This window comes from Arthrobacter sp. PvP023, from assembly GCF_017832975.1.
GTDB lineage: Bacteria > Actinomycetota > Actinomycetes > Actinomycetales > Micrococcaceae > Arthrobacter.
Window position 1 is genome coordinate 329,222 of the sequence record NZ_JAFIBI010000001.1, and the last position, 19,907, is coordinate 349,128.

Genomic DNA, 19,907 nt, shown 5'->3' on the forward strand with positions numbered 1-19,907 from the left:
GGGGACTGCGGCGCAGCTGCATCCAGGGGCCACCCTTCGGTTGGCGGAATCCATCAATTGCTTTGGTCTTTATGTCCGGGGCATATCCACCGGGCATTCTTATGCCCTAATTTCCTCCATTAATTCAATGAATTAATTGGCCCTAATTGTCATGCCCAATTCCGGGTGCAATCAACCATCAAAGGATCCAACGTGAGCATCACCGCTATTGCCGCCCCGCAGGCCGATCATGGCCGGCGCCGCCGAGCAACATCACGGGAGGAGGTAACCATGCTGAAACTGCTCCGAAGCGTCCTGCGCTTTGGCTGGCGGCCAGCTCTGAAAGACAAGACGCTGTTCAACGGCCAGCTCCTGGACCAGAACCGCGAAGACGTCTACGTCGTACTGCACCAGATGGGCGGCGTCATCCGCTGAGGCCGGGGCCTTGTTTCTGAACCTCCCGCGCTGCAGCCTGGAACGGAAATATCCAGGAGGACCCGATGGCAACGACCCGTATCCATGCTCAAAAAGCCCACGCGGCGACGCGTGGGCTTTTTGTTTGCCGGAGCGGCTGTATGCGGGACTGTGGGAGCGCAGCTGCGACGGTAAGCTCGGGGGATGCAGGAGACAATGCCGCCGGCGCACCGAAAGAGAACGCGTCTGGTCATCCCGAGCCGTAGCGATCTCCTGCTCAGGAACTTCACCGAGCTGATCGGCGGGCCGATGGGACAACGGGCCGCACCGGGCATCATCTCGCCGGGATTCTTCACCGTTGAACGCGTCCTCATTATCCTCACCGTGCTGGCAGCCCTGGCAAGCATCATGGTCAAGAACTACTGCCGGGTAAACGGCTGGGAGTCGCCGGGCCAGTTCTACTCCACCTGCTACTCCGACTTCCCGGAGCTTTTCCGCAACCGGGGACTCGGCGAGGGCACCTTTCCCTTCTTCAGTGAAGGCAGTTTGTTCGAATATCCGGTCCTGATGGGCATTATCGCGGGACTGACAGCCATGCTGGTCCCCGGACAGGGCGCCACTGACGCCCGCATTCTTGGCTACTTCGACGTCAACGCCACCCTCATCGCCGCTGTGTGGATTGTCACGGTCCTTGCCACGGCGCGCATGAGCGGGCGCCGGCCCTGGGACGCGGCGATGGTGGCCGTGGCCCCCGGAATCATCCTCGCCGGAGTGATCAACTGGGACATGTGGGCGGTGGGCCTGCTCGCCGTCGGCATGTATTTCTTTTCCCGCGAACGGCTGGTGCTGGCCGGCGTCTTCATAGGCCTGGGAACGGCCACCAAGCTGTATCCCCTGCTGGTCTTTGGTGCCATCCTCCTGCTTGCCCTGAGGACAGGAAAGATCCGTCCGCTGCTGGTCACCGCAGGGGCCGCCGCCGCTGCCTGGCTGGCCGTCAACGTCCCCATCGCTGCCATGAACCCCTCCGGCTGGAAGTATTTCTACCAGTTCACTGAAGACCGCCCTGCCGGTTACAGCTCACCCTGGTTTGCGTACAACCTCGTGGCCGGACGCCTGCAGTGGCTGCCCCTGGGGCCCGAAGCCATCAACACCCTGGCCCTCAACCTGTTCCTCATCAGCTGCGTTCTGATCGCCGTCCTGGCCCTCACGGCCCCCCGTAGGCCCCGCCTCGCGCAACTGGCGTTCCTGATCGTTGCGGCGTTTATCCTGACCAACAAGGTGTACTCGCCCCAGTTCGTCATCTGGCTGATCCCGCTGCTGGCCCTGGCCCGTCCGCGCTGGCGTGACTTCCTCATCTGGCAGGGCATAGAAGGGCTGCACTGGGCGGCCGTGTGGATGTACCTGGGACAGGTGACCAGCGGAGGCCCGACGCAGCACAATATCGACATGCCTTATTACGTACTGGCGGTGGGTCTGCACATGATTGCCACGGCCTACCTGATGGTCCGTGTGGCCTGGGATATCCGGGAGCCCGGCTACGATGTGGTCCGCCGCCATTCGCTGGACGATCCGCAGGGAGGCCCGTTCAACGGCGCGCGCGACTGGCTGCGCCTAAATCCGGCAGACCCCGCGGCATCGGTACTCCCCTGGCGGCGGGCCGGCAATGCCTGACGTCTCCGTCGTAGGTTCCGGTCCGAACGGACTTGCCGCTGCCGTGACCATGGCCAGGGCAGGCCTCAAGGTGCACGTATTCGAAGCCGCGGAAACCCCCGGGGGCGGTCTCCGGACCTCGGAACTCATGCAGCCCGGCCACCTGCACGACATTTGCTCGGCCGTCCAGCCGATGGCCCTCGCCTCACCGTTCTTCCAAGCCTTTGAACTGTCCCGACGGATTGACCTTGTCACTCCGGAGCTTTCCTTCGGATCGCCCCTGGACGGCGGCCGGGCTGCACTGGCCTACCGTTCCCTGGACCGCACTGCCGCCGGGCTCGGACCGGACGGGCCCGCTTACAAGCGGCTGATGGCACCCCTCGTGCGCCGGGCGGACGGCATTGCCGACTTCACGCTAAACCAGCTCCTGCGGATCCCGCGCGACCCCCTTGCCGCCGTGCTTTTCGGCCTCCGGACACTGGAGCAGGGCTCTGCGGCGTGGAACGCCAGGTTCAGCGACGAGCTGGTGCCCGCCCTGCTGACCGGCGTCGCAGCCCACTCGGTGGGGCGGCTGCCGTCGCTGGCACCCGCAGGGGCGGGCCTGATGCTCGGGACGCTGGCACATGCGCAGGGCTGGCCGATCCCCGTGGGCGGGTCCGCGTCCATTGCCCGCGCCATGGTGCGGGACATCGAAGCCCATGGCGGGACAGTGGAAACCGGCCGGCGGATCGAATCCCTGGCGGAGCTGCCGTCGGCCAGGGCGACACTCCTGGACATCGCCCCGCCCGCGCTGGTGAGGCTCGCCGGGGACAAATTGCCGGCCGGATACCGCCGGTCGCTGGAGTCGTTCCGCTTCGGAAATGCCGCCTGCAAGGTGGATTTCATCCTGTCCGGACCTGTCCCGTGGGAGGCGGCCGGGCTGGCCGACGCCGGAACTGTCCATGTGGGCGGCACACGCGCAGAGATGGCCGAGGCTGAAAACCAGGTGGCTTCCGGGAAGCATCCGGAACGGCCTTACGTCCTGGTGTCCCAGCCGTCACGGTTTGACGATTCCCGAGCTCCGGACGGACGGCACATCCTGTGGACTTATTGCCATGTTCCGTCAGGGTCAACGGTGGATATGGCGGAGGAGGTGACGGCCCAGTTGGAACGTTTTGCGCCGGGCTTCCGTGACCTCGTGGTCCAGGTCCATGTGACGACGGCGGCCGGGCTGGCGGAATACAACCAGAACTACGTGGGCGGGGACTTTGCGGCCGGGCTCATGGATCTCCGCGGATTGATCCAGCGTCCGGTGATCAGTCCCGTGCCCTGGCGGACGCCCCTGGCAGGCGTGTACCTGTGCTCCTCGTCCACACCCCCCGGGCCCGGTGTTACGGGAATGCCAGGCTTTCATGCGGCAAGATATGCCCTTAAGGACATATTCGGACTGGGGGTCCCCCCGCTCCGTCTCTAGGGCTGTGGGCTCTAGGGCTGCGGGGTCCGGGAGGCAGGCAATCAGGACACGGGTTGCGCCGTGGCGACCGCGTCCATGTTTAATTCAGGGTTTGCCACCGTGAAACGGGCGCGGCGGTGGGACGGTGCCTCCAGTTCGTCCAGCATGGCCACGGCGAAGTCCTGGGTGGTGATGGACCGTCCCGCAGGCGAATTGTCCGCTGTCACGTACTTGCCGCTTCGCGTGCCCGGCTGCATGACAGGGGCGGGCGCCAGCATGGTCCAGTTGAGGGCCTCAGGAGCTGAGCGGATCTCATCGTACGCGGCAGCCATGCTGCGGGCTTCGGAGCGGTAGGGCTCTGGGAAGTCGGGGGAGTCGCACAGGCGCACACCGTTGATTTCGAGCGACCCCGCTCCGCCCACCACCAGCAGCCGCGTCGTGCCGGCACTGCCGAAGGCTGCCTTCATCGCAGCCAGCCATTCGCCATGATCCCCGCCCGTGCGGCTGGGCACCGTGGCCAGTACGACGGCGTCGTGATCCCTGGCAACGCTGGCAAACGTGCGCACGTCTGCCAGTTCCGCCCGGCACGCCGTGGTGCCGGGTACCGCCGCGCCTGTCCGCGAAATGGCCGTGACGTTGTGGCCCCGCCGCAACGATTCTTTGACGATCTGGCCGCCCACCATCCCGGTGGCACCGTACACTGCGATTTTCATGCCGCTCCTCGTATTGGGTACCGTAGGAATTCACAGTATCTCTAGGATACCTAGAGGCTCAGAAGAAACGAGGTGCCGAATGGATACCATCACGCCCGTGGCCACGCCCGATGCGGACATCATGGATCCGCGGTGCCCGTCCCGGGTTGTGTTCCAGCGAGTCGGCGACAAATGGGCGTCGCTGGTGGTCCAGGTGCTGGCCGACGGTCCCGTTCGCTTCTCCGAACTGCGCAAGCAAGTCCACGTGATCACGCCGAAGGTCCTGACCCAGACCCTGAGGACGCTGGAACGTGACGGGCTGATCACCCGAAAGGTCTACGCCCAGGTCCCTCCACGGGTCGATTACCAGCTGACCGATTTGGGGTTGTCGCTGCTGGGCCCCCTCACCGTCCTCCGGGAATGGGCCGAGTCCAATGTTCCCAGCATCCTGAACGCCCGGGATGCCTACGACGAAGCCCGTGACGTGACACTGCCGGAGGGCTGAAGGGAACGGATCCGCCCGTCCCGCATGGTGGCCACCGCATCCGTCAGTGACACGAAGTCAGTGTCGTGCGTGACCATCACCGTGGCCACATTGAATTCGTCCGTGACCTCGCGCAGCAACCGGACAATGCCGGCGCTCCGCTCGTGGTCCAGCGCCGCCGTCGGTTCGTCCACCAGCAGCACCCTGGGCCGGCCCATCAGGGCCCGTGCGATGTTGACGCGTTGCCGCTGGCCGCCCGACAACTGGTGAGGGCGTTTGTCCCGGACTGTACCGAGTCCGACCACGTCCAGCAGCTCGGCCGCGCGCCTGCGGGCAGCTATCAGGGGCTTCCCGCGCAGGTGGTCCGCCAGTACGAGCTGCTCGGCCGAGGTCAGGGACGGCAGGAGGTTGGGTTGCTGGAAGATGATGCCGATCTTCTCCCGGCGCAGCGCCGTCAGATTAGCGTCCCGCAGGCCCGTGACCACCTCGCCGTCGATGGTCACAGCGCCGGACGTGGGCCGGATGAGCGCAGCGGAGACTGCCAGCAGGGATGATTTGCCGGACCCTGAAGGCCCCACGAGGGCGAGGAAGTCCCCTGCGCCAACAGCGAGACTGACCCGGTCCAGTGCCTTGAGGGTGTCCTCTCCGTCCGGGTACTCGAGGGTGACGTTGACGAGGTTGAGCGGGGTGTCCAATGAGTATTCCTTTCGGGGAATATATCTGTGGCAGGAGAAATCAGTTGCCGCCGAGGGCGAGGAGCGGGTCAACCCGGGTAACGCCGCGGACCGCCACCACGGATCCGCCGAGGCCCAGGAAAAGGATTCCGGCGATGGGCACAAGCGTGGTGGCCGGAGTGACCAGGAACGGGGCAGCCTGTGCCGCAAAAATCCCGCCGAGCAGTCCTGCTCCGCCGCCGGTGACCGTCCCGGCTGCCAGCACCATGCCGGCCTGGGCCATCGCATCGCGGAGCACATATCCCGGTGACCCGCCCATTGCCTTGACGACGGCGATGTCCCGGGTCCGCTGAACAGTCCATACCGTCAGGAACGCCACGATCACCAGGGCCGAGATGCCGTACAGGAACGCTTGCATCAGCACCAGCGAACCGTTTTCGCTTTTGAACGAACCCAGCGCCTGGAACGAACCTTCACGGGTGGCGCTGACTGTCCCGGCCGCCGCATTGGCGGCGTCCACGTCCACCCGGGCGCCGGCGTCGAACGTCACGGCCAGAACCGTGCCGAGGGACCCCTTGCCTGCGCGGGCCACTTGCCGCCAGTCATTCAGCGACGTCCGGATGACGCCGGTATGTGAATACCACTCGTCCGGGACGATGTCCGCAACGGCAAGTTCCAGCCCGCCTACTGCCAGTAGGCTGCCGCGGCTGAGGTGCAGGTCCGCAGCGAGGGTCTCGCCCACTACAACAGTTCCGTCCTCCGGGTCCCCGGACAGTCCGTTGCCGGTTCCAAAGACGGCCACGTTCGCGGTGCCGCCCGGGGCTCCGGCGGGGCCAACGGCCTGGGCGCGGGCCTGGCTGATGCCGAGCGCAGCCACCCCCGAAACACCGTCCCGTCCGGACCAGGCGGCCAGCTGGTCCCGGCTGACTTCCGACTCGGTGAACGATGCCTTGGCCGGAGTACCGGCGGGGGCTCCGAACACGATCTGGTCGGCCCGCAGCGCGGCGATTGCCGACGTGGACTGGTTTCCCAAACCGGCGGTCAGGCCCGAGAGCATCACGAGCAACAAGGTGATCAGGGCGATAACGGCTGCCATCAGGGCAAAGCGTCCTTTGGCAAAGCGAAGATCGCGAATGGCGAGAAACACGGGTTTCCTTTCGTGGCGGTGTGGCGTGCTGGTTCCACTCTTCCGCCGCGTGCGGCACTGCACATCGGCAGGCCGGTTGGTCAGCCGAAGGCACCTGGTGGAGCCGCGGGTCAACCAAAAGGTTGATCTCGGGCCGAGGGGCCCGGTTTCGCCGGGAAACCCGGGCCCTGGAGGATACGCTGGATTGATGCGAGGCAAGTCTTGACACCGGGTGAATCCAGCGGGTCCGCGATCATCCTGCGGCTGCTGAGGGTCAGCCTTCACGTGGGTTTCGCCGTCCTGCTCCTGGTGGCCATGGTGCGCGTCCTGATGTCCGGCCCGGGGCTGACCGGCTGGCTCAGCCTGACCCTCGCCCTGCTGCTCGCCACCGTCTACGTCATCGGCACCGTGTTGGAGAAGCGCCACTCCACGGAGACGAACCGCTTCGATCCGCGCCCTTATGCGGTGTGGTGGCTTGGCGCGGTCTCGGTCCTGTGGCTGGTGCTGATCTGGTCCAGCGCGGACTTCGTCTGGCTGGCCTTTCCGCTTTTCTTCCTGCAGCTGCACGTGCTGCCGAGGCGCGTGGCCCTGCCGGTCATCGCGGCGTCCACCGTACTGGTTGTGGTGGCGCTCTGGTTCCACAACCGGGGCACTGCCGGGCCGGCGCTGGAGCTGCCGATGGTGCTGGGGCCGGTCTTCGGTGCAGCCTTCGCCGTGATCACCGGCCTCGCATACCGGGCGCTCTACCTTGAGGCGGAGAACCAGCGGCTGGCGGCCGAGGAATTGCGCCGGACACGCGGGGAACTGGCCCGCAGCCAGCACGACGCCGGCACGCTGACCGAGCGGGCACGGCTGGCCCGCGAAATTCACGACACCCTGGCCCAGGGCTTCTCCAGCATCGTGCTGATGGGCCGCTCGGCTGAGAAGGCACTCGACGACGGCGACACGGCAACGGCGCGCGAACGGCTCCGGACGGTGCAGGAGACTGCGTCCGCCAACCTCGCAGAGGCGCGCAACTTTGTCCGCGGCCTGCAGTCCCCGGCACTAGAGCAGATGTCCCTGGCGGGCAGCCTCCGCCGGCTCTGTGAAAAGACCGAGGCCGAAGCGGCGGCACGCGGGGCCGGCTTTAGGTGCCGTTTCGACCTCGAAGGCACCCCCGTTGAGCTGTCCAATCCGTACTCCACCACGCTCCTGCGTGCTGCCCAGGCGAGCCTCGCCAACGTGTGGGTTCACGCGAAGGCAAGCACCGCCGTCGTGACCCTGTCTTTCATGGGAACCGAAGTGGCCATGGACATTTACGACGACGGCGTGGGCTTCCGGCCGGAGCCGGAGGGACCCGGGGACAGCCCGCAGCGGACGGACGGTTCCGGGTACGGCCTCCGGTCCCTCCGGGAACGCGTGACTGCCCTGGCGGGAACGTTGGACATCGAATCCGCGCCGGGTGAGGGAACAGTGGTGGCCATCCGGCTCCCGCTGGTGGACAGTGCGGCGGCCGCGGGGAAGCCGGCAAACGGGGAGCCGGCATGAGCGGAATCCGCATCCTCCTGGTGGACGACCATCCCGTGGTCCGCGCCGGTCTCCGCGCCATGCTGAGCGACTTCGAGGGCATCACCGTGGCGGCCGAAGCCGGCGACGGTGCCGCTGCGCTTGCCCAGCTCGCCAGGCTTCGCACGCTCGGCGAGCCCGTGGACGTGGTCCTGATGGACCTGCAAATGGGAGCAGGCATGGACGGCGTCACGGCCACACAGAATATCAAGGCCGGCGAAGCGGGCATTCCCGCCCCGCCGGTGCTGATCCTCACCACCTACGATTCCGACGCCGACATCCTGGCCGCCGTCGAAGCCGGCGCCAGCGGCTACATGCTCAAGGATGCGCCGCCCGAGCACATCCGCCAGGCAGTCCTCTCCGCCGCGGCGGGCGGGACCGCGCTGGCTCCCGAGGTGGCCGCCCGGCTGATGGGCAGGATCCGCAATCCCGAACCGGCACTGTCCGCACGGGAAATCCAATTGCTGCAGCTCCTGGCCACCGGACTGCCGAACCGCGCCATCGCCCGGCAACTCTTCATTTCCGAGGCCACCGTAAAAACCCACCTGGTGCACATCTACGGGAAACTCGGCGTGGACAACCGCACCGCGGCGATTTCCGTGGCGACACAGCGCCGGATCATCCGGCCCGTGTGAGCCGGCGTCCCGTCCCGCGCCGGCTGGCCGCCTGCTTGCCGCCTGCCGGGGGTCTCTCAGCCCGCTCCATGTGACAAGAACTTTGTCCGGGCTTGCGGGCATAATGGCGCGATGGGGAACTTTCAGAAACTTTCGCTTGCTCTCGTCGGACTTATCATGGGCGGATCGCTGGTGGCCTGCGACGACGGCCGTGCCGGTGCGCAGGACGCCGCGAAGCAGCTCGCTTCCGCGGTGGCGGCGCTGGACGTCGGTTCCGTCGCCTTTGAAGGTGCCGACGCCGCAGCAGCCAACGAACAGCTGAAAGAAGTTTTCCAGGCGCTCGATCCCGCCAAACCGGCCGTTGAAGCCGGAGAATTGACGCTGGAGAAGGACACCGCCACGGTCCCGCTGAATTACAGCTGGAAGATCGGCTCCGGAGAATGGAAGTACACGGCCTCCGCCGAGCTGAGGAAGTCCGGTGACAAATGGCTGACCGTGTGGAAGCCGGCCCTGCTGGTCCCTGAACTGGCGGACGGCGAAGTTGTCGGTGCCGCCACAGAGTCTCCGCAGCGGGCAGATATCCTGGGCGCCGGCGACGCAAAACTCGTCACCTACCGGCCGGTGGTGAACGTCGGCATCGACAAGCCCAAACTGGGTCCCGCCGACCCCGCCGCATCCGCCACCAAGCTCGCCCAACTGGTGGGTGTGGATCCAGCCGCCTACACGCAGCAGGTCCAGGCGGCAGGCCCGGAGGCGTTCGTCACAGCCATCACCCTCCGGCAGGACGGCCGGACCATCACGGACGAGCAGATCGCCCGGATCCCCGGCGCCAGGTCCATCGCCGGCCTCCTGCCGCTGGCGCCAACCCGCACGTTTGCCCGCGCCCTCCTGGGCACCGCTGCCGAGGCGAATGCCGAACAAATCGAAAAATCCGGCGGTGCCCTCAAAGCCGGGGACACCACCGGCACCGGCGGGCTTCAGCAGCAATATGACGCCCAACTCCGCGGCACCGACGGTATCCAGGTCTTCGCCGAAAAGGCAGGGCTCACCGCCGAGGAAAAGCAGGCCTTGCCCAACCAAGGCCGCCGGATCCTGTTCCAGGTTGAGATGAAACCGGGAACGCCGGTGAAAACCACGCTGGATCCGCGCCTGCAGCAGCTCGCCGAAGACGTCCTGGCAGATGTTGGCCCGGCGTCCGCCATCGTGGCCCTGCGCCCCTCCAGCGGCGCCGTCCTGGCCGCGGCGTCGGGACCGGGCAGCAACGGCTACAACACCGCCATGCTGGGACAGTACGCTCCGGGCTCAACGTTCAAAATGGTGGATTCGCTGGCCATGATCCGCAACGGCATGACGCCGGACTCCAAGGTTGAATGCACACCCACGCTCACGGTGGACGGCCGGACGTTCAAGAACGCCGAGGGCTATCCGGAGGACTCCTTGGGATCCGTCACGCTGCGGGATGCATTTGCGCACTCCTGCAACACCGCCTTCATCGCGGCCCGCGATTCCGTCAGCCAAGCCCAGCTCGAATCCGCGGCCACCTCCCTCGGTGTTGCCGTCGAGGCGCCCGGGCTGGGGGCGGATGCCTTCCTTGGCTCGGTCCCTGGTGAAGCTGAGGGAACCGAGCATGCCGCTTCCATGATCGGGCAGGGCAAGGTGCTGCTCTCGCCGTTGGCTGCCGCCGTGATGGCCGGGTCCGTCGCCAAGGGCTCCCCCGTGTCCCCTTCCCTCGTGCTGAACCCGGAAGCAGGGGCCGGCAGCGCAACCCCTGAGGCGTCCGGAAACCCGACGGCGGCCGGAACATCGCCGTCGTTGTCCTCCACCGCGCCTGCTCCCGCGAAAGCTGCGGAGAAACCGGTCACTGCGGCAGAAGCTGCGGCCTTGGCCGACATGATGCGCGCTGTGGTCACCTCCGGACACGCCGGCTTCCTGGCCTCAGTGCCGGGGGAACCGGTGGGGGCCAAGACCGGCACCGCCGAATTCGGCAATGAAAACCCGCCCAAGACGCACGCCTGGATTGTGGCCGTGCACGGCGACCTCGCCGTAGCCGTCTTCGTCGAAGAGGGTGGCCTGGGAGCCACAACATCCGGTCCGCTGCTCAAAGACTTCCTGGTCGCCGCCGGTTAACCGGCACTAGCGCAGGTTCAGCGCAGGATTCCGTCAGTTTTTGGCGAGTGCGCCCGGAAAGCAAGCAAACGGACCCTATTCTGGGAGGGCTCGCCCCGCGGCGGCCTATCGCACTTGATTTTTGAACACGGAAAGAAGCACTGACGCCCGATGCAGCTCATTCACCGGACGGCCGCCGTCCTATCGGCCCTGCTCCTTTCGATGGCCTCGATCAACCTGGTGACCCTGCCGGCGCAGGCCGCCCCGTCGGACCCTGCCGTACCCCCGGTATCGTCCACTGCCGAGGGAACGCCGCATTCCGATCACACCTTCGAACCCGAGGCCCTCAGGGCCATCCGGGAGGCGGAAACTCCGCAGGGTGCTGCCAGCAGCCTGACCCGGGCCGGTGACATCCAGGTGACGCTGGTGACCGTCAAGCTCGCCGACAAAACGGCGGAACAGACGGCAGCCATCGACTTGAATGCCGCAAAAGCCGGGATCACTGCATCCAGCAACTTCTGGAAGACCATGTCGAACAACCGGCTTTCCATGTCCGTTGCTTCCACCCGGACCGGCGTTCCCTCCGCGGCAAAGTCCACCCAGACGTACTACGAGATCATGGACACCGTGACCCGCGAGCTGGGCTGGGTCAATGCGTCATACAAAGCGCTCGTTGTGTTCGTGCCCGTGACTGAACTGTCGTGGGGTGCACTGGGAGCAGGCTGGAGCGCCGGGAACCAGGGCGGGCGGATCCTGATGCCCTTGCCGAGCAACTTCACCAACAACGTTGTGGCCCACGAGTTTGGACACGTCCTGGGCCTCATGCACGCCGACAGCCTGCAGTGCCTGAGCGGCACGTCGGACGTCGGATCGGACCTCAACGGCAACTACACGGACAGCTCCTGCAGTGTGCGCGAGTACGGCGACACGATGGACCTCATGGGGGCCTCACGGTGGTTTGAGCTGCCCACCATCAGCTCCAGCCACTGGGAAGCCGGCGGGTTCGGCCGAGGCGACGAAATCCGCAACACGGGCATTGCCGCCGGCAGCAAGAGCTACACCCTCAAGGCCTGGGCCGGCACCGAAGCCAATCGGGCCCTGAAATTCACCGACCCCAAAAGCGGGGAAGTTTATTTCGTTGAGCTTCGGCTGCCCGTGGGCTACGACGCCCGGCTGGCCGTGAACGGCAACAAGGGCGTCAAGATCGTCCAGCGCGGCGGAGCCACAGCCGTCTCCTCATTGCTGCTGATGCCGTCTACCATCCCCTTCGACGGCTATTACGCGACGAACCATGCCTGGCAGGCAGGCAGCACGTTCGTGACCCACACCGGCACCAGGGTCCGGATTGATTACGTGTCCGGGGACGCGGCGGGTGTCACCATCATGGCCCCGGATCCCTTCACGGACATCAGCGGATCAGGCTTCCGCCCGGACATCATCTGGATGTACGACAGCGGGCTGAGCACCGGCTGGGGCGACGGCACGTACCGGCCCTACCAGGCGATCAGCCGCGAGGCCATGGCGGCCTTCATGTACCGGCTTGCTGGCAGCCCTGCCTACACTCCGCCGGCGAAGTCGCCGTTCGCCGATGTGCCCACCGGCAGCCTGTTCTACAAGCAGATCGCCTGGCTCGAGGCGGAAGGGCTGGCCAACGGCTGGGAGGACGGCACGTTCCGTCCGGGAGCCTCGATGAGCCGTGAGGCCATGGCCGCCTTCATCTTCAGGTACAGCGGTGAATACTGCAGGCTGCCGGCCACACTGGGTTACACCGAGCCCCTCGCTTCGCCGTTCAAGGACGTACCCGTGTTGGCAGCCTTCTATGGTGAAATCGCCTGGACAAGCCAGGCAGGAATCTCCAGGGGCTGGAGCGACGGAACATACCGGCCGCTGGAGCCGATCTCCCGCGAGGCCATGGCCGCCTTCATCCACCGCCTGGACACCTTCCAGGATGCGAACGGAGGCTGCCGCCCCGTATAGCGGTTCCACGCGGCGTGGGAAGATTGAAAGCGTGGCTCATATTGACGTTTCCAATATTGATTACTTCCTCTCCGACGGCACGCAGCTGCTGAACGGGGTGACCTTCAAGGTCCCGGACGGCACCAAGACGGCGCTGATCGGACCCAACGGAACGGGCAAAACCACGCTTTTCCGCATCATTTCCGGCGACCTTGTGCCGGATGAAGGAGTGATCGGCCGGTCCGGGAACATGGGCATCATGCGCCAGTTTGTGGGCCAGGTCCGGGATGAATCCACGGTCCGCGACCTCCTCGTCTCCGCGGCGCCGCCCGCCCTGGCGGCCGCTGCCCGCGCCGTGGACGACGCCGAGATGGCCATGATGGAGCACGACGACGAGCCCACCCAGATGCAGTACGCCCAGGCAATCGTGGACTGGGGGGACGCCGGCGGCTACGACGTCGAGACCGTCTGGGACGAGGTCTGCATGGCCGCGCTGGGACTGCCGTTCGACCGCGCGCAGCATCGCCCGGCGTCGAGCCTTTCCGGCGGCGAGCAAAAGCGGCTGGTGCTGGAGGCACTCTTCGCCGGCCCCGACGAGCTGCTGCTCCTCGATGAGCCGGATAACTACCTCGATGTCCCGGGCAAGCGCTGGCTCGAGGCCAAGCTCAACGAGTCCAAGAAGACCGTGTTCTTCATCAGCCACGACCGGGAGTTGCTGAACAACGCCGCCGGCCGCATCGTGACCCTCGAGCCGGGCATCAACGGGGCCGGAGCCTGGATCCACGGCGGCGGCTTCGGCTCCTACGTGGAGGCGCGCGCGGACCGCAATGCCCGCTTCGAAGAGCTGCGCAAACGCTGGGACGAGGAGCACGTGAAGCTCAAGGAACTCGTCAACATGTACAAGAACAAAGCGGCGTTCCGCTCAGACATGGCCAACCGGTACCACGCCGCGCAGACCCGGCTGGCAAAGTTCCTCGAAGCCGGCCCGCCCGAGGCGCTCCCGATCGAGCAGAACGTGCAGATGCGGCTCAAGGGCGGCCGCACGGCCAAGCGTGCGATCGTCGCGGAGAAGCTGGAGCTCACGGGGCTGATGAAGCCGTTCTCCACCGAGGTCTGGTTCGGGGACCGCGTGGGCGTGCTTGGTTCCAACGGTTCCGGCAAGAGCCACTTCCTCCGCCTGCTCGCCACCGGGGGAACCGATCCCGAGCGGGAGCACCTGCCGGTGTCCGACGTCGACATCGCCGAAGTGCCGCACGAAGGCACCGTGAAACTCGGCGCCCGCATCCGTCCCGGCTTCTTTGCCCAGACCCACGTCCGCCCCGATCTGCTGGGCAAGACGCTCCTGGAGATCCTGCACCGCGGCGACGAGCACCGCTCCGGGCTGGGCCGCGAGGCAGCAGCCGGCGCCCTGGACGGGTACGGCCTGGCCTCCCAGTCGGAGCAGAAGTACGAGTCCCTGTCCGGCGGCCAGCAGGCGCGGTTCCAGATCCTGCTGCTGCAGCTGTCCGGCGCCACCCTGCTGCTCCTCGACGAGCCCACCGACAACCTGGACCTGCACTCGGCCGAGGCCCTGGAACGCGCCATTGACCACTTCGAGGGAACCGTCCTGGCCGTCACGCACGACCGCTGGTTCGCCCGGACCTTCGACCGCTTCCTGGTGTTCGGTTCCGACGGCAAAGTGTACGAATCCGCGGAGCCGGTCTGGGACGAGAAGCGCGTGGCGCGCGCCCGCTAACCAAGGCGTCGCTGCGTGCGGGCCTGGCGGGTGTGCCGTTTACTCCGGCAGTAGTTCGGAGCGTACTCCGGCTTCCGGCCCGGCAGTTCCTCCCATGGCGGCCACCAGCCGTTCCCGTGCCCGCCCAAGGTGCTCGTCGAGCAGCTCGGCGGCGGCGTCCCCCTGGCCCGCCTCGATGAGTTCGAGGATCTTCTGGTGTTCGGCCTGGATCAGCGCGGTGTCCAGGAGATGCAGGGACTGGATGCGGACCATGCACAGCCGCACCTCACCCACGAGCGAGCGGTACATCCTGCTGATCCGCTCATTGCCGACGGCGTCAATCAGGCTGGTGTGGAACCGCATGTCCGGTTCGACGACGTCGAGCGGAGCGCCCGTCTGCACCGCAGCGATGTCGCGGTTGGCCTGCAGGGCCCCTTCCGGCACGTCCCTGGTGCGGGCGAGCCTGCGGAGCACTTCGCTTTCCAAATAGGCGCGCGCCAGGTAGATATCCCGCACCGAGTCCGGTCCGAGGTCCACCACCCGGGCGGTCTTGTGCGTCCCGCGGTCCAATAGTCCCTCTGCGACGAGCTTCTCGATCGAGGCCTTCGCCGTTGGGCGTGCCACCTCATAGGACGAGGCGACTTCTGTCTCCGTGAGGGTCTGGCCGGAACCGAGATCACCGGAAAAAATCCGGCTCCGCAAGTCCGCGGCGATCGCATCAACGATCGAGACTGCTGCAATTCGGCCGGCCACCGGTGCTCCATTCCCGCCAAGAGTTTCTTGATTCACCATCAATCTTGCCAGACAAGTCAACAAGTCTCTCTTGACCATCATGTGTACTTGTTAGACAATCGTAGGGCGCCACGGTGTTGTGACGCCTAACACAATCTGGAGACACATGTTTCAGCAGATCCTCGACCCCATTGCCGGGTCCCTAGTGATTTCAGCCCTCTGCGCGGCGCTTCCCCTCGTCCTGCTCTTCGTCCTCCTGGGCGTCTTCAAGGTCAAGGCACCGAAGGCGGCCCTGGCCAGCCTGGCGCTTTCCCTCGTCCTGGCCATCGTCGGCTGGCAGATGCCCGTCAACCAGGCCCTGAGTGCCACCGCAGCCGGCATCTTCTACGGCCTGTTCCCGATCCTGTGGATCCTGGTCAACGCGCTGTGGATCTACCGGCTCACGGTGGCCACCCCCTGGTTCGAAGTGCTGGGACGGACCATCCGCTCCATCTCAAACGACCTGCGGATCCTCTCCATCCTGATCGCGTTCTGCTTCGGGGCCCTGCTGGAATCCCTGGCGGGCTTCGGCGCACCCGTGGCAATCTCCGCGGCCATGCTGATGGCCGCCGGCATGAAGCCGTTGAAGTCGGCCGTGGTGTCGCTGCTGGCCAACACGGCTCCTGTCGCGTTTGGCGCCATGGCTGCCCCGATCATCGCCCTGAACGGCGTCACCGGCCTGCCGCTGCACGACCTCTCCTCGATGGCCGGTCGCCAGACCCCGTTCATTGCGCTCATCGTGCCGCTGCTGCTGGTGTTCATCGTCGACGGTCGGCGCGGGGTGAAGCAGACCTGGCCCGTAGCCCTGGTGGCCGGCGTCGCTTTCGGCGCGGCCCAGTTCGTTACCTCCAACTTCTTCGCCGTGGAACTCACCGATGTTGTTGCCGCAGTGGTGACGGTGGCCGCCGTGCTGCTGATGCTGAAGGTCTGGCAGCCGAAGGAAACCGTCGGAATGGGCGGTGCCGTGGAAACCGCTCCGGAAACCGCTCAGGAAGCTGCCCGCGCCACCGCCGCCGTCGGTTCCGTTGCCGGTTCCCGTCGTAGCGGTCCGGCCGTCGGGCCGGCGGCCGGTTCCGGCGCCGGACACCCGGCAACGGCTGCAGCTTCAGGCACCACCGTGCCGACCGACAACTCCCGGCCCGAACCCCGGCAGATCTGGATGGCGATCGCCCCGTACCTGATCATCATCGCGGTGTTCTCGGTGGCCCAGATCCCGTTCGTCAAGACCTGGCTCGGCCAGGTGGGCAGCGTGACGTTCGCGTGGCCCGGCCTGGACATCACCGATTCGGCCGGCAAGCCGGTTGCGGCCACCAAATTCAAGCTCGACCACCTCAAGGCCACCGGCACGCTTCTGATGTTCTCCGGACTGCTCACCATGATGCTGTACAAGGTCACTGCATCACAGGGCCTGCGCATTTACCGGGACACCCTCGTGCAGCTGCGGTGGACGATCGTCACCGTCACCGCCGTCCTGGGGCTGTCCTTCGTGATGAACCTGTCCGGCCAGACCACCACCCTCGGCTTCGCGCTGGCCTCCGCAGGCGGCTTCTTCGCCATCCTCTCACCGCTGATCGGATGGATCGGCGTAGCCCTCACCGGCTCCGACACGTCCTCCAACTCCCTGTTCGGCCAGATGCAGGCCACCGCAGCGGCGCAGACCGGCCTGTCTCCGGTGCTGATGGCCGCCTCGAACTCCTCCGCCGGCGTGATGGGCAAGATGCTGTCGCTGCAGAACCTTGCCGTGGCCTCGGCGGCGGTGGGCCTGGACGGCGCCGAGGGGACCCTTTTCCGGAAGCTCCTCGGCTGGAGCATTGGGCTGCTGGCGCTCATCACCGTGCTGATCTTCCTGCAGTCCACCCCCGTACTGGGCTGGATGGTCCCCTGATGGCTCCCCTGGACATGGCCGGCCTCCGCGCGGCGGTGAAGGATCCGGCCCAGGTGAAGACCCGGGCTATCGACCTGCACGCGAACGCGCATGACGCCTCGCATTTCCTGCTGATCCCGAAGGCCGTGGTCACGGCGGGCAGTGCTGCCGATGTGGGCGGACTGCTGCGCGCCAGCGCCGCCCAAGGCGTGCCGCTGACCCTCCGCTCCGGCGGCACCAGCCTGAGCGGCCAGGCGGTCACCGACGGCGTGCTGGTGGATGTCCGCCGCAACTTCAAGGACATTGAAGTGCTCGACGACGGCGCGCGGGTCCGCGTCCAGCCCGGCGTCACTGTCCGGGCGCTCAACGCGAGGCTGGCGCGCTACGGACGGAAGTTCGGCCCGGATCCGGCCAGCGAGGCGGCGTGCACCATCGGCGGCGTGGTGGCCAACAATTCCTCGGGCATGAACTGCGGCACCGTGGACAACACGTACCGCACCCTGGAGTCGTTGACCGTGGTCCTGCCCTCCGGCACCGTGATCGACACCGGAGCGCCGGACGCGGACCGGAAACTCCGCGCCCTGGAACCGGACCTCTATGAGGGACTGGCCAGGCTGGCCGGGCGGGTCCGGACCAACGCGGACTCCGTGCAGAGGATCCGGCAGCAGTTCGCCATGAAAAACACCATGGGCTACGGGCTGAACTCACTGCTGGACTTCCAGACCCCGGTGGACATCATGGCCCACCTGATCGTCGGCAGTGAAGGCACCCTGGGTTTCGTGGCAGAGGCGGTTTTCCGCACCATCCCGCGGCTCCAGCACGCCGCCGCGGGCCTGCTGGTGTTCCCGGACCTCGAGGCCGCCAACGCGGCGCTGCCCGCCCTCGTCGAAACGGGAGCCGCAACTATCGAACTGATGGATGCGCTGTCACTCAAGGTGGGCCAGACGCTCAAGGGGACTCCCGCCGTCGTGCAGGACCTGGCGGTCCGGGAGCATGCCGCCCTGCTCGTTGAGTATTCCGCCGGCAGCGCCGGGGACCTGGCGGAACTCCAGGGCAACGGCGAGGGTGTGCTGCAGGGCCTCGGGCTGGCCGCGCCTGCCCGGTTCACCGGCGACGGCCGGGAACGCGGACGGCTCTGGCAGCTGCGCAAGGGCCTCTACGCCTCGGTGGCCGGGGCCCGTCCCCAGGGCACTACCGCGCTGCTGGAAGACATTGTGGTTCCCGTCCCGGTGCTGGGCCGGACCTGCCGGGAACTGATCCGGCTCTTCGACAAGTACAGCTACAGCAACAGCGTGATCTTCGGCCACGCCAAGGACGGCAACGTGCACTTCATGCTGACTGACGGCTTCGCCACAACGGCTGAACTGGACCGCTACAGCGCTTTCACCGAAGACATGGTGGACCTGGTCCTCGCCGAGGGCGGATCCCTGAAAGCCGAGCACGGGACCGGGCGCGTCATGGCCCCGTACGTCCGCCGGCAGTACGGCGATGAGCTCTACGACGTCATGCGCAGCATCAAGCAGCTCTTCGACCCCGCCGGGATGCTCAACCCCGGCGTGCTGATGGACGAGGACCCGCTGGCACACCTGCGGCACATCAAGACGGCGCCGCCCGTGGCCGAGGAAGTGGACCGGTGCGTCTCCTGCGGCTACTGCGAACCGGTCTGCCCCAGCAAGGACATCACCCTTACGCCGCGGCAGCGGATTGTCACGCTGCGCGCCATCGAATCCGCGCGGCTGGCCGGGGACACGGCGCTGGTCAGGGCACTGGAGAAGGACTACGAGTACGAGTCCGTGGACACTTGCGCCGTGGACGGGATGTGCCAGACCGCCTGCCCGGTGGACATCAACACGGGGTCGCTCGTGAAGAAACTGCGGAAGGACGACGCCGGTCCGCTCGCCAACGGGGCCTGGAACGCCGCCGCCAAGCACTGGGAAGGCGTCACCCGCGGCGCGGCCCTGGCGCTGACTGTGGTGGACAGGCTTCCGGCCGCCGCCATCACCCCGCCCAACAAGGCCGCCCGGGCGGTGCTCGGCAAAGACACCGTGCCGCTGTATTCCGCCGAACTGCCGGGCGGCGGTTCCGTGCGGAAACGTCCGACGCCGGCGGGCGAGGTTGACGCTGTCTACTTCCCGGCCTGCGTGGGGACCATGTTCGGACCCGCCGGCGCGGGGCCCGACGCCGAAGGACGCGGTGTCCAGTACAGCTTCGAGCAGCTGTGCGGCCGGGCCGGGCTCACGCTCCTCGTACCGGAGGGTATTGACGGACTGTGCTGCGGCACACCCTGGTCCTCCAAGGGCATGGATGCCGGCCGGAAGACCATGCGCGAGAAGACCTTGGCTGCCCTCCGGGAGGCAACCCGGGACGGCGAGCTTCCGATCGTCTGCGATGCGTCCTCCTGCACCGAGGGCCTGCGCCAGGCGGTCGAGTCGGACATACCCGCAGCAGGGCAGCGGGCCCTGCGGATGGTGGACGCCGTCGACTTCGCCGCGGAACGGATCCTGCCCCGGCTGCCCGGCCACGGAAAGCTGGAGTCGCTGGCCCTGCACCCCACCTGTTCGTCCACCCGGATGGGCCTCAATGATGCCTTGGGTGCCATTGCCGGAGCCGTGGCCGAACGGGTCGAGGTCCCGGAGAACTGGGGCTGCTGCGCGTTCGCCGGGGACCGGGGCATGCTGCACCCCGAACTGACGGCGTCTGCCACCGCGAAACAGGCCTTGGAAGTGGCCGACATGGGCGCTGCCGCCCACGCCTCATGCAACCGGACCTGCGAACTGGGCATGACGCGGGCCACGGGCGCCCAGTACCGGCACGTGCTGGAGTTGCTGGAGGAAGTCACCCGCTAAAGCCGGACGCTCTCTCACTTCCTGCACGTTTTCCGCCATC

15 protein-coding genes are annotated in these 19,907 nt (G+C 66.7%); 11 read left to right on the plus strand and 4 right to left on the minus strand.

Annotated features, from left to right (window positions below):
• The first annotated feature begins 192 nt into the window (after positions 1 to 192).
• The 3 genes from JOE31_RS01545 (at position 193) to JOE31_RS01555 (ending at position 3,496) form a co-directional block, all read left to right on the plus strand.
• Positions 193 to 414 carry a hypothetical protein gene (locus JOE31_RS01545; RefSeq protein WP_209748696.1) on the plus strand — a complete coding sequence of 74 codons (222 nt, stop codon included), beginning with the start codon at positions 193 to 195 and terminating at the stop codon, positions 412 to 414.
• A 183-nt stretch (positions 415 to 597) separates the two neighbouring features.
• On the plus strand, positions 598 to 2,064 hold the full coding sequence (locus tag JOE31_RS01550) for a glycosyltransferase family 87 protein (protein WP_209741821.1): 1,467 nt from the start codon (positions 598 to 600) through the stop codon (positions 2,062 to 2,064).
• Positions 2,057 to 3,496 carry an NAD(P)/FAD-dependent oxidoreductase gene (locus tag JOE31_RS01555; protein ID WP_209741822.1) on the plus strand — a complete coding sequence of 480 codons (1,440 nt, stop codon included), beginning with the start codon at positions 2,057 to 2,059 and terminating at the stop codon, positions 3,494 to 3,496. Before JOE31_RS01550 ends, JOE31_RS01555 begins: the two co-directional genes overlap by 8 nt.
• A 41-nt stretch (positions 3,497 to 3,537) precedes the next feature.
• Here JOE31_RS01555 and JOE31_RS01560 read toward each other — a convergent pair whose 3' ends face one another.
• The gene (locus tag JOE31_RS01560; RefSeq protein ID WP_209741823.1) at positions 3,538 to 4,188 is read right to left on the minus strand and encodes an NAD(P)-dependent oxidoreductase; all 651 of its coding nucleotides are present in this window, start codon (positions 4,186 to 4,188) and stop codon (positions 3,538 to 3,540) included.
• 79 nt (positions 4,189 to 4,267) lie between these two features.
• Here JOE31_RS01560 and JOE31_RS01565 point away from each other — a divergent pair, with 79 nt between their 5' ends.
• Complete coding sequence (locus tag JOE31_RS01565; RefSeq protein ID WP_209741824.1) at positions 4,268 to 4,672, plus strand: helix-turn-helix domain-containing protein; 405 nt, start codon at positions 4,268 to 4,270, stop codon at positions 4,670 to 4,672.
• Here the strand turns inward: JOE31_RS01565 and JOE31_RS01570 are convergent.
• Positions 4,633 to 5,346, minus strand: a complete 714-nt coding sequence (locus JOE31_RS01570) for an ABC transporter ATP-binding protein (RefSeq protein ID WP_209741825.1) — start codon at positions 5,344 to 5,346, stop codon at positions 4,633 to 4,635. The two genes, JOE31_RS01565 and JOE31_RS01570, sit on opposite strands and share 40 nt — an antisense overlap.
• Before the next feature lie 40 nt (positions 5,347 to 5,386).
• Positions 5,387 to 6,472: an FtsX-like permease family protein gene (locus tag JOE31_RS01575; RefSeq protein ID WP_209741826.1), complete on the minus strand. Its 1,086-nt coding sequence runs from the start codon at positions 6,470 to 6,472 to the stop codon at positions 5,387 to 5,389.
• Positions 6,473 to 6,673: 201 nt separating this feature from the next.
• Between JOE31_RS01575 and JOE31_RS01580 the strand changes: the two genes are divergently transcribed.
• The 5 genes from JOE31_RS01580 (at position 6,674) to JOE31_RS01600 (ending at position 14,407) form a co-directional block, all read left to right on the plus strand.
• On the plus strand, positions 6,674 to 7,978 hold the full coding sequence (locus JOE31_RS01580; protein ID WP_209741827.1) for a sensor histidine kinase: 1,305 nt from the start codon (positions 6,674 to 6,676) through the stop codon (positions 7,976 to 7,978).
• Positions 7,975 to 8,631, plus strand: coding sequence for a response regulator transcription factor (locus JOE31_RS01585; protein WP_209741828.1), 657 nt, complete (start codon positions 7,975 to 7,977; stop codon positions 8,629 to 8,631). The genes JOE31_RS01580 and JOE31_RS01585 overlap by 4 nt, the downstream gene beginning before the upstream one ends.
• A gap of 111 nt (positions 8,632 to 8,742) precedes the next feature.
• On the plus strand, positions 8,743 to 10,737 hold the full coding sequence (locus JOE31_RS01590) for a penicillin-binding transpeptidase domain-containing protein (RefSeq protein ID WP_209741829.1): 1,995 nt from the start codon (positions 8,743 to 8,745) through the stop codon (positions 10,735 to 10,737).
• Between the two features lie 150 nt (positions 10,738 to 10,887).
• Positions 10,888 to 12,693 (plus strand): S-layer homology domain-containing protein, encoded by a 1,806-nt coding sequence (locus tag JOE31_RS01595; RefSeq protein ID WP_209741830.1) that lies wholly within the window; start codon positions 10,888 to 10,890, stop codon positions 12,691 to 12,693.
• Positions 12,694 to 12,724: 31 nt separating this feature from the next.
• Positions 12,725 to 14,407: an ABC-F family ATP-binding cassette domain-containing protein gene (locus tag JOE31_RS01600; RefSeq protein ID WP_209741831.1), complete on the plus strand. Its 1,683-nt coding sequence runs from the start codon at positions 12,725 to 12,727 to the stop codon at positions 14,405 to 14,407.
• Between the two features lie 39 nt (positions 14,408 to 14,446).
• On the opposite strand, the gene JOE31_RS01605 is transcribed toward JOE31_RS01600, so the two are convergent.
• Positions 14,447 to 15,139 (minus strand): GntR family transcriptional regulator, encoded by a 693-nt coding sequence (locus JOE31_RS01605; RefSeq protein WP_209741832.1) that lies wholly within the window; start codon positions 15,137 to 15,139, stop codon positions 14,447 to 14,449.
• Between the two features lie 145 nt (positions 15,140 to 15,284).
• On the opposite strand from JOE31_RS01605, the gene JOE31_RS01610 reads away from it, so the two are divergent.
• Entirely contained in the window at positions 15,285 to 17,042 is a 1,758-nt protein-coding gene (locus JOE31_RS01610; protein WP_209741833.1) for an L-lactate permease, read from the plus strand.
• Positions 17,042 to 19,867, plus strand: coding sequence for an FAD-binding and (Fe-S)-binding domain-containing protein (locus JOE31_RS01615; RefSeq protein WP_209741834.1), 2,826 nt, complete (start codon positions 17,042 to 17,044; stop codon positions 19,865 to 19,867). The genes JOE31_RS01610 and JOE31_RS01615 overlap by 1 nt, the downstream gene beginning before the upstream one ends.
• Positions 19,868 to 19,907: the final 40 nt, after the last annotated feature.